At 47.8% G+C, this 10,375-nt stretch carries 10 protein-coding genes; 8 read left to right on the top strand and 2 right to left on the bottom strand.

Features of this window, described 5'->3' with window-relative positions; translation table 11 throughout:
• Positions 1-155 precede the first annotated feature (155 nt).
• The gene (locus BCU12_RS06055; protein ID WP_102403455.1) at positions 156-842 is read left to right on the top strand and encodes a hypothetical protein; all 687 of its coding nucleotides are present in this window, start codon (positions 156-158) and stop codon (positions 840-842) included.
• A 39-nt stretch (positions 843-881) separates the two neighbouring features.
• Here BCU12_RS06055 and BCU12_RS23210 read toward each other — a convergent pair whose 3' ends face one another.
• A complete protein-coding gene (locus BCU12_RS23210) occupies positions 882-1,043 on the bottom strand; it encodes a hypothetical protein (RefSeq protein WP_157939858.1) in 162 nt (53 codons plus the stop codon).
• 190 nt (positions 1,044-1,233) lie between these two features.
• On the opposite strand from BCU12_RS23210, the gene betI reads away from it, so the two are divergent.
• The 7 genes from betI (at position 1,234) to BCU12_RS06020 (ending at position 9,255) form a co-directional block, all read left to right on the top strand.
• Positions 1,234-1,848, top strand: coding sequence for a transcriptional regulator BetI (gene betI / locus BCU12_RS06050; protein ID WP_102403454.1), 615 nt, complete (start codon positions 1,234-1,236; stop codon positions 1,846-1,848).
• A gap of 19 nt (positions 1,849-1,867) precedes the next feature.
• Positions 1,868-3,343, top strand: coding sequence for a betaine-aldehyde dehydrogenase (gene betB, locus BCU12_RS06045; RefSeq protein WP_102403453.1), 1,476 nt, complete (start codon positions 1,868-1,870; stop codon positions 3,341-3,343).
• A gap of 61 nt (positions 3,344-3,404) precedes the next feature.
• The gene (gene betA, locus BCU12_RS06040) at positions 3,405-5,135 is read left to right on the top strand and encodes a choline dehydrogenase (RefSeq protein ID WP_102403452.1); all 1,731 of its coding nucleotides are present in this window, start codon (positions 3,405-3,407) and stop codon (positions 5,133-5,135) included.
• Positions 5,136-5,285: 150 nt separating this feature from the next.
• Entirely contained in the window at positions 5,286-6,245 is a 960-nt protein-coding gene (locus BCU12_RS06035; protein ID WP_102403451.1) for a choline ABC transporter substrate-binding protein, read from the top strand.
• 184 nt (positions 6,246-6,429) lie between these two features.
• Positions 6,430-7,272: a choline ABC transporter permease subunit gene (gene choW, locus BCU12_RS06030; RefSeq protein WP_102403450.1), complete on the top strand. Its 843-nt coding sequence runs from the start codon at positions 6,430-6,432 to the stop codon at positions 7,270-7,272.
• A 2-nt stretch (positions 7,273-7,274) separates the two neighbouring features.
• The gene (gene choV, locus BCU12_RS06025) at positions 7,275-8,528 is read left to right on the top strand and encodes a choline ABC transporter ATP-binding protein (protein ID WP_102403449.1); all 1,254 of its coding nucleotides are present in this window, start codon (positions 7,275-7,277) and stop codon (positions 8,526-8,528) included.
• Between the two features lie 247 nt (positions 8,529-8,775).
• A complete protein-coding gene (locus BCU12_RS06020) occupies positions 8,776-9,255 on the top strand; it encodes a MarR family transcriptional regulator (RefSeq protein WP_102403448.1) in 480 nt (159 codons plus the stop codon).
• A gap of 61 nt (positions 9,256-9,316) precedes the next feature.
• Here the strand turns inward: BCU12_RS06020 and BCU12_RS06015 are convergent, their stop codons facing one another.
• Positions 9,317-10,204, bottom strand: coding sequence for a LysR family transcriptional regulator (locus tag BCU12_RS06015; RefSeq protein WP_102403447.1), 888 nt, complete (start codon positions 10,202-10,204; stop codon positions 9,317-9,319).
• Positions 10,205-10,375: the final 171 nt, after the last annotated feature.

Raw genomic sequence — 10,375 nt, 5'->3', positions numbered from 1 at the left:
TGCGTAAGCTATTAATAAATTCTGATTAACTGATAGTTGAAGTATCCGGAAATATTTAGCCTAGCTCCATCAATGGTACTGGCAACATGACCAATGATAGTATCCACACCCGTACCCAATGTATGGGTATAACCCTCACTTGTTAAGTTAAAATAATGAACAAATTCCTACTGTCAGCAATCACGCTGAGCGCTTGTGCATTTGCAGTGCAAGCTGAAGAAGAAAAGCACCATGAAGACCCAACCAAAATCGTCACCAAAGCCGGTGTTTCCTACGTTGATGGCCTACAGTTGTCAGGGTCAATCGGCCTTGATGAAGCGAGAATGGTCAACGCGCACATAAAAGCGGACGGCAATGAGTGGCGTCTTGGTGGCTCTTGGCTATTACCACTAGGCATTGTTAATTTTAACTTCAGCCGTTCAGAATACGATTATGATGGTTATAGAAATAACTACAGCGTCGGAACGTTTGTACCGCTCAGCTATTTCGATTTCACACCGTACGGATGGCAACTCTTTCCAATGGCTGGCTACAACTACAACGATGGCGAAATTGGAGGGGAAGAAGTGGATGATGGCAATAACTACGTGACGACTCGATTTACCTCACACGGTGGTTATCTCGGCGCATTCGGGCTAAAAGCACTCAATGAAAAATGGTCATTCATGGCTTTCGGTGGCGGTTCAATGGGCTCTGACGACTACTCTGGCTACTGGACTGGTGCAGGACTGAGTCACAAACTCACCGACGCGCAATCCTTCAACTTCTTCGGCGTTTTTGCTGAAGACGACTTTGGCCAGAATAACCGAGTGGGTATCTCTTACACCTACGAATTCAACTAATTTCGGCTCTGGCTCAACCGAATTTTTTCACTGAGTCTTTCACTGAAAAGGCTTTATCGAAGCGCAGCGCAGGCTGCGTTTTTTTGTGCCCACGTTTTGACCACCCCGCTCTACTTTTGTTACCGCCTTACCTTCAACGACCATGCCCAGAATAAACTGTTCGATACGCTCTAAAGACAGAAAGCTTCGACCAATAAACATCACAGCTCAAATCTTTACACCTCTATCAATAAACACTATTGAAGATACAACCACTTGTTTATCAATGAAAAATCATCATTTTAGCTTTTCGAACCACCCTAAAGCTTACAAATAATAGTTTGAACTCTAATGAATAATCTGTCATTTTATTATTAATTGAACGTTCAATAAAAAATAAAAAGGACTTGAAATGCCCAAGGTTGGGATGCCTGACATACGCAAACCGCAGCTCGTCAATGCCACAATGGCCGTGATAGATCGTGTGGGATTACACGCGGCGAGTATCGCTCTGATTAGTAAAGAGGCGGGCGTATCGACTGGAATCATTAATCACTATTTCGGCGGTAAGCATGGGCTGCTCGAAGAGACGATGCGAGCGATCCTGCGCCAGCACTCCAATACAATTGGATCGTTACTACAAGCCCTGCCTATTGACGCCCACCAACAAAGAATCAATGCGATCATCAGTGGTAACTTTGAGGGTTACCAAGCCGAGAACAAGGTAGCCAAAACATGGTTAGCCTTCTGGTCTTATTCAATGCATGACGCTCAACTTAAGCGCTTACAACGCGTCAACGAGAAACGCTTGTTGTCGCATCTTAAAATAGAGCTCAAGGCACTACTCGACAAAGACCAAGCTGAATTGGTTGCCCATGGCATCGCATCGCTTGTCGATGGTATTTGGCTAAGAGGCACATTGAACCCGGACGGGATCGATGCAAAGAAGGCGCGCGCAATCATCAATGATTATCTGGAAAAACAACTCACGTTTTATACCAGAACATCACACACTCCCAATAATTAAGACTGAGTTTAATCTTCACATGGAAATGAATTCTTCGACTATCCACTCTTCCTATATCGATGGCCAAAGTGCACCGACAACGTCTGGTGAAACCTTCGATAGCATCAACCCAGCCACGGGTCAGGTCATTGCAACGCTTGGACAAGCGTCATCACAAGATGTCGATACCGCCATCGAATCAGCCAAACGCGGATTCGCCGTTTGGTCAGCGATGTCGGCCACAGAACGCAGTCGTATCTTACTTAAAGCCGTCGATATACTTAGAGCTCGAAATAATGAACTCGCTGAATTAGAAGTGGCGGATACCGGCAAACCTTTGCAAGAAGCCATTGAGGTCGATATTGCCTCTGGCGCGGATGTGATTGAATACTTTGCAGGCCTTGTGCCATCAATGCAGGGCGAACAGCAACCACTCAGCGACAGCCAATTTTTCTATACGCGCCGTGAACCACTTGGTATCTGTGCGGGTATTGGCGCATGGAACTACCCAATGCAAATCGCCATGTGGAAATCTGCACCCGCGCTCGCCGCAGGTAACGCGATGATTTTCAAACCCTCAGAAGAAACCCCATTAACGGCGCTGAAACTGGCTGAAATCTTCACCGAAGCTGGCCTGCCAGATGGCGTGTTTAACGTGGTTCAGGGCGACTATCGTGTCGGCCAAATGCTGACCGCTCATCCTGATATTGCGAAAGTGTCATTTACCGGCGAAACCGGCACGGGAAAAGCAGTCATGGCTGACAGTGCGAAAACACTCAAGAGCGTCACCATGGAGCTGGGTGGAAAATCACCGATGATCGTATTCGATGACGCCAAGTTGAACGATGCGGTCTCAGCGTCAATGGTTGCCAATTTCTACACGCAAGGCGAAGTCTGCACCAACGGAACGCGTGTATTTGTGCACGAAAACATCTACGACGAATTCATCGCTCAACTCAAAGATCGTACGGAAAAACTGATTGTTGGCGATCCAACACAGATCGAGACACAGATCGGAGCGCTGATCTCCAAAGATCACCTGACAAAAGTACTGAGTGCCATTGAGCAAGCCAAGCAATCAGGCGCGACCTTGCTGACCGGGGGCTACCAAGTCACTGAGAATGGGCTAGACAAGGGCAACTTTGTTATTCCGACCGTCTTTGTCGATTGCGAAGACGACATGCCGCACGTGCAGCAAGAGATCTTTGGCCCTGTCATGTCGGTGCTTAAATTCAGCGACGAAGACGACGTCATTCGCCGCGCCAACGACACACGCTATGGCTTAGCCGCGGGTATCTTCACTCAAAATCTTTCTCGCGCTCACCGAGTCATCCACCAAATGCAAGCGGGCATCTGTTGGGTCAACACGTGGGGCGATTCTCCAGCAGAGATGCCAGTAGGCGGTTACAAAGACTCAGGGATTGGCCGTGAAAACGGGCCTGAAACCTTAACGCACTACACGCAGACAAAAAGCATTCTTATCGAGCTAGGCGACTACGCCAGCCCTTATGCATAGCGCATAAAATTCGCCTTGGCTTAAATCGAAGCGCCAAGGCGAACTATCACGGAGACACAACATGCAACAACGCTACGATTATATTATCGTCGGTGCGGGTTCGGCCGGCTGCGTATTAGCCGATAGGCTAACGGAAAGCGGCCAATACAGCGTATTACTATTGGAAGCAGGCGGCAGCGACAAGAGCATTTTTATTCAAATGCCGACCGCGCTGTCGTACCCAATGAATACCGACAAATACACCTGGCAATTTGAAACCAAGCAAGAGTCAGGTCTTGATGGCCGACAACTGCACTGCCCACGAGGCAAGGTGCTCGGCGGCAGCTCTTCTATCAATGGCATGGTGTACGTTCGTGGTCACGCCTGCGATTTTGACGAGTGGGAAGAACACGGCGCGACCGGGTGGAATTACCAAGCGTGCTTGCCTTACTTTCGACGCGCAGAAACCTGGAACCAAGGCGCTGACCAATACCGAGGCGGCGAAGGCCCATTGGGCACGTGCGGCGGCAATGAAATGGAGCTAAACCCTCTATACCAGGCCTTTATCGATTCGGGTAAAGAAGCGGGTTACCCTAAAACTGACGACTACAACGGTTATCAGCAAGAAGGCTTTGGCCCTATGCATATGACGGTTGAAAATGGCGTTCGAGCGTCCACTGCGAACGCTTATCTTCGCCGCGCGTTAAAGCGATCAAACCTGACATTGGTGAAAGGTGTGGTCACTCGTAAAGTGCTGCTTGAACCAAGCTCTGATGATTTGAAGTGCACCAACAGTTATACCGCCGTTGGCGTTGAGATTGAGAAATCAGGTAAGATCACACAGGTGCGCGCCAACAAAGAGGTCATTTCAAGCGCGGGATCGATAGGTTCAGTGCAATTGCTTCAACACTCTGGTATTGGACCTAAATCGGTGCTTGAAAAGGCCGGAGTTGAATTGAAACATGATCTCCCTGGTGTCGGTGAAAACCTACAAGATCATCTAGAAGTGTACTTTCAATATCACTGCAAAAAGAAAATCACTCTCAATGGTAAGCTCGACCTTGTGAGCAAGGGTATGATTGGCGCGCAGTGGCTATTGACTCGTCAAGGCCTAGGCGCAACCAATCACTTTGAATCGTGCGCCTTTATCCGCTCTCGTAAAGGGCTCAAGTGGCCCAATATCCAATATCACTTCTTGCCTGCCGCCATGCGTTACGATGGTCAAGCCGCCTTTGATGGTCATGGCTTTCAAGTGCACGTTGGGCCAAACAAGCCAGAGAGTCGCGGCACGGTCTCCATTACCTCCTCGGATCCACACTCTGAGCCAAGCATTGTTTTCAACTACATCTCAACCGAACAAGATCGCCAAGACTGGCGCGACTGCATTCGCCTAACACGAGAAATTCTCTCGCAACCCGCAATGGATGCTTTTCGTGGGGAAGAGATTCAGCCAGGCATCGACATCACCTCAGACGAAGACATTGATCGCTGGGTCAAAGAGAACGTGGAAAGCGCCTATCACCCCTCTTGCGGCTGCAAAATAGGGGCAGACAACGATCCAATGGCCGTTCTTGATGCGCAGTGCAAAGTACGCGGTGTAAACCAATTGCGCGTCGTGGATTCGTCCGTCTTCCCAACCATTCCAAATGGCAACCTCAATGCACCCACGATTATGGTCGCCGAGCGCGCAGCTGACATGATCCTCGAAAAGCCGATGCTCAAACCACAAGACGTGCCAGTTTGGATAGCGCCAGAATGGCAAGAAAAACAACGAATCCATTCACCACTAAGAGAGCCTGAACAGCCTAATTAGTAAGTAACAGATTTAGAAAGTAACAGATTTAATGAGTAACAGAATAAGAAATGGAACAACGATAAACAACATAAAGTCAGTCATTACGATACATACAGACACATTAAGGAACTGGAAAACAGTTTCAAGGAACGATCAAAAGGAATCACTATGCCAACCATGAAAAAGACACTTGCCACACTTGCTATCAGCTCACTTGCGTTCAATGCGTACGCCAGTCAATCACTTGAAGGCCAACAGTGCGAGAACGTGCGATTTGCTGATGTGGGATGGACAGATATCACCGCAACCACAGCGGTCACAACCGAGCTTCTAAAGGGCCTAGGTTACCAAACCAAAACGGACCTGCTTTCTGTACCTGTGACTTACTCTTCATTGGCCAATGGCGACATCGATGTTTTCTTGGGTAACTGGATGCCAACCATGGAAGGCGATATTGCTAAGTATCGCGAAGCGGGCACCGTTGAAACCGTACGTGCCAACCTCGAAGGCGCCAAATACACGTTAGCCGTGCCAAAATACGTGTACGACGCGGGTGTACAAAGCTTTGCGGATCTCGTCAAGCACGCCGACAAGTTTAAGGACCGCATCTACGGCATTGAACCGGGTAACGACGGTAACCGCCTGATCCAAGACATGATCGATTCTGACGCGTTTGGCCTGAAAGACTTCAGCCTCGTAGAGTCAAGCGAAGCCGGCATGGTGTCACAGGTATCACGCGCAACACGTCGCAACCAGTGGATCGTTTACCTTGGCTGGGCACCTCACCCAATGAACAGCAACGTTGAAATGGAATATCTAGACGGCGGCGACGACTTCTTTGGCCCGAACTACGGTGGAGCAAATGTCTACACCAATGTGCGAGCGAACTACTTATCTGAGTGTCACAACGTGGGTCAATTACTTCAAAATCTAGAATTCTCTCTAGAGATGGAAAACGAATTGATGGAAGCAATTTTGAACCAAAACGTGCAACCAGAGAAAGCGGCGCAGAAATGGCTGAACAACAACCCACAACAAGTGGAAGCTTGGTTGAAAGATGTCACTACCCGTCAAGGTGAAGCCGCGACTCAATCAGTAACCGAGTACCTGAAGCAAGTCAAAGCATAAATACGTTGAAAACGAAGGTGGGTTTAGGCCCACCTTTATCAACGCTCGTTACCACCGTGGTAACACAATCAATATTGAGAATGCTCGATACCGCCTGTTTAGTTCAAGTGAACAAACAGGCGAATTTCTCAAACTAACGGCTCTCAATCTGGCCGTTTGCACAAACAAACCGTAAGGCAATGAAGTGAATTTTATTACTGAAAACAAAATCCCTGTTGGTCAATGGATGGAAACCGGAGTCGACTGGTTAACCATTAATGCCGCTGGTTTTTTTGACGCTATTTCCATCTTCTTAGAGACCGTCATTCTATTTCTGGTCGATATTTTCAAATGGATGCCGCCTGCGTTGCCCATTTTAATCACTGCCGCTATTGCTTGGTTTCTGCATCGTAAACCGTCTCTTGTGATTTTCGTGGTAGCCGCACTTCTCATTATTCTCAATCTGGGCTATTGGCAAGAAATGCTCGAGACCTTCGTCCTTGTCTTCGCTGCCACCACACTGTCTGTTCTGATTGGCGTTCCCGTAGGCATCATGGCCGCACACCGACCATGGCTCTACACCGCGCTGCGCCCCATTCTTGATTTGATGCAAACGGTCCCAACCTTTGTGTACTTAATACCGACTCTCGTATTGTTCGGACTCGGCATCGTTCCGGGTTTGATTTCAACCATCATTTTCGCCATTGCCGCGCCCATTCGTCTGACTTACCTCGGCATCATTAAAGTGCCAGAAGAACTCATTGAAGCGGGCAAAGCCTTTGGTGCCAGCAAAATGAAGCTGCTGTTAAAAGTAGAACTTCCAGCCGCCCTGCCTAGCATTATGGCCGGCGTGACCCAGTGCATTATGTTGTCACTCTCGATGGTGGTGATCGCCGCACTCGTTGGCGCTGACGGCCTCGGTAAACCCGTGGTTCGTGCACTGAATACCGTGAATATTTCTCAAGGCTTTGAGGCCGGTTTAGCCATCGTTCTGGTTGCCATGATCCTTGATCGCCTATGCAAAACACCCAATCAAAAGGACGCTTAATCATGAATACCGAGACTTTTGATCATCACGTGAAAGACGCCATCACCATAAAAAACCTCGATGTGGTGTTTGGCGACAAACCCGCGCTAGCGCTCAACCTGCTCGACCAAGGAAAAATGCGCCAAGAGATCATTGATGAAACAGGCCAAGTGGTCGGCGTCGACAATGTGTCGCTGTCTGTTAAAGAAGGCGAGATTTGCGTATTGATGGGGCTGTCTGGCTCTGGGAAATCAAGCCTACTTCGCGCCGTTAACGGTTTGAACGAAATAAGCCGAGGCTCTCTAGAGATCAAAGACGGTGAGAAACAAGTAGACTTAGCCAACTGCGATGAATCGACATTGCGCCACTTACGCACGAATCGCGTGTCGATGGTGTTTCAAAAATTTGCTCTGATGCCCTGGTTATCGGTACTGGATAACGTGGCATTTGGGTTAGAGATGCAAGGCATGTCTAAATCAGAGCGCCGCATGAAAGCGCATGAGCAAATCGATATGGTTGGATTGTCTGAGTGGGCGAACAAATTCCCACATGAGCTGTCAGGCGGTATGCAGCAGCGTGTTGGGCTTGCCCGCGCCTTTGCCATGGATACCGACATCCTACTCATGGACGAACCCTTTTCGGCCCTAGATCCACTGATTCGTGCTCAGCTTCAAGACGAGCTTCTTCAGCTGCAAAGCAAACTGAACAAGACCATTTTATTTGTCAGTCACGACTTAGACGAAGCACTAAAAATTGGCAACAACATTGCCATCATGGAGTCGGGGAAACTCATTCAGCACGGTAAGCCGGAAGAGATTGTATTATCACCAAAAACGGAATACGTGAAAGACTTTGTAGCTCACACCAACCCACTGAACGTATTGAAAGGTCGCTCATTGATGCAGCCTTTAGGTGCGTTAAAGCAAGATGAAGAGCGTTTGCAGATCTGCCATGCAAAAGATTTGTGGGTGAAACAACATCACGATGCCGTCCAGATTTCTGATGAACCTACGCTATCTCTCGTGAGTTGGGATGAATCAAACGATGACTTAAACAATATTGATGCTTCTACGGTCGTCATGGCTAGCCCTGAAATTGGGATGCGAGATGCCATTAAACTCAAGCAGCTCAGCCGCTATCCTATTCTACTGGTCGAAGACAATCAGCTGGTCGGTATCCTTGACGACAGTGAATTTTATAATGCGTTGGTCGGCAATTTTAAAAACGGCGCGGCTCACCGCCAACAAGGTGATCAACCAAGTCATCATGCAGCATGATCGGATAAACAGAGAGAGTGCCTAGCCACAAAAAGACAATCTAAAAATGAGGAGGACAATCGCCTCCTCATTCTTGGATTCGGGCAATAATTTAGGCGAAAAAGCCACCTAACTAACAGAATTGGCAAATAGCACGTTCACTGTGGTTTAGAAAAGATTGAGAATAGTGCGAACATCAGTACAATGCGGAAAAATAACGAAGTAATCCTTCCATTTACAGCACAGTATTTAGATAAAGGTCCGTCACTTGGAAAATCATGATGAAATTCTAGTCGCTATCCGCCAAATCATTCGGGCTATCGACTTACACTCAAAGAAACTCAGCAAAGAATATGGCTTGACGGGTCCTCAGCTAATTTTGATGCGTGCGATTAAGGAAATGGGCAACGTCACCATTAAAGAGCTGTCCAATCACACCAACGTAAGCCAAGCCACCACGACAACGATCATCGATCGTTTAGAACAAAATGGCTACGTTCAACGTGTGCGCAGTGAATCCGATCGACGTAAAGTGCATGCAAACCTGACAGAAAAAGGCGCAGAACTGCTTAGCAACGCACCGAAACCTTTGCAAGACAGCTTCGTCACCAAGTTCCAAAACCTAGAAGCGTGGGAACAAAGCCTACTGCTCTCTTCAATGCAGCGCGTCTCCGCTATGATGAACGCAGAAGACATTGATGCAGCGCCCGTTCTACAACTGGATGCCATCAGCAAACCAAGCGCTTAAGCTCATTCTGGGTTTCAATTCTTCAATCGTTGCAACCCATCTACCTTTTCCTCAGTTTTCCTTAAATCTCTAACGCTTTGACTAAGTACTGCTGAATATACTCTTTCAGACAGCGTGCTTTGGCCCCTAACAACTTGCCACTTGGCCAGATTAAATACAGATCTCTGCTAGGCCCTTGCCACTGCGGTAATGGCATAACCAGCTCACCGCTGTCTAGATATTTCAGCACCTCGGTCGCTGGTAACAGAGCAAGTCCGTGGCCATCTTTGGCAAACTGACTCGCAATATTAATATCGTCCACCTTCAGCGACGCTTTCTGATGAATCGTCACTTCTTTTTTCGACGTAACGTGCATCAGTGACCAAGAACTCAAATGAGAAACCATGATGCATTGATGATCCGCTATGTCTTGTAATTGCGCTAATGGCGCACTGCGTTCTAGATACTTTGGTGAGGCAACGAGATAGGTAGGAATGGCACCCACACCGACTTGATAAAGCTCAGAATCTCGCTGCGGGCCAATCCTTAAGGCCAAATCGGCGCGCTCTTCGGCCATGTCTTTATTGTCATTATTGAGTTTAAGGTTCAACTGAATCTGTGGGTATTTAGCAATGAATTCAGACCACATGGGTTGCAGGTAACCAATCGATATATTGGTCGGCGCCAACACCGTGAGCTCGCCTTGGAGTGACTTCGTTTCAGAGCTGAGCTCTGTCGACATTGATTCAAACTCATTCACGAGCCCATTGTACGAATCAAAGTACACTTCCCCATCCGACGTGAGCTGAAATTGTCGTGCTGACCGATGTATCAGCTGGCAACCAAGGCGTTGTTCCAGCTTCTGCAAACGCCGAGTGACCGTGGCAGGCGGCACATTCAGTTTCTTTGCGGCGCCAGCCAATCCCTGCGCTTGGACAATGTGAATAAAGAGTGCGATGTCGTCAAACATGATTTCATTTATGGAATTATCAATTCATTTATTAACCATATAAATAATTAATGGAATTATCTATTCTTTTCTGCACGCAACACCATCAAAAGGGAATATCTATGAAGACGTTACACATCAGTGCAGGACTTAAACTTACCGAAAAAAGCGATCGTGCCTTTGCTATTGAAC

The organism is Vibrio sp. 10N.261.55.A7, assembly GCF_002877365.1.
In the GTDB taxonomy this organism is placed as follows: domain Bacteria; phylum Pseudomonadota; class Gammaproteobacteria; order Enterobacterales; family Vibrionaceae; genus Vibrio.
This window is presented reverse-complemented; position numbering and strand designations above follow the sequence as displayed.

Bases quoted from the DNA above. Each gene is read 5' to 3' on its own strand.
- BCU12_RS06055 (WP_102403455.1), top strand. From the start codon at position 156: ATGAACAAATTCCTACTGTCAGCAATCACGCTGAGCGCTTGTGCATTT.
- BCU12_RS23210 (WP_157939858.1), bottom strand. From the start codon at position 1,043: ATGTTTATTGGTCGAAGCTTTCTGTCTTTAGAGCGTATCGAACAGTTT.
- betI (WP_102403454.1), top strand. From the start codon at position 1,234: ATGCCCAAGGTTGGGATGCCTGACATACGCAAACCGCAGCTCGTCAAT.
- betB (WP_102403453.1), top strand. From the start codon at position 1,868: ATGGAAATGAATTCTTCGACTATCCACTCTTCCTATATCGATGGCCAA.
- betA (WP_102403452.1), top strand. From the start codon at position 3,405: ATGCAACAACGCTACGATTATATTATCGTCGGTGCGGGTTCGGCCGGC.
- BCU12_RS06035 (WP_102403451.1), top strand. From the start codon at position 5,286: ATGCCAACCATGAAAAAGACACTTGCCACACTTGCTATCAGCTCACTT.
- choV (WP_102403449.1), top strand. From the start codon at position 7,275: ATGAATACCGAGACTTTTGATCATCACGTGAAAGACGCCATCACCATA.
- BCU12_RS06015 (WP_102403447.1), bottom strand. From the start codon at position 10,204: ATGTTTGACGACATCGCACTCTTTATTCACATTGTCCAAGCGCAGGGA.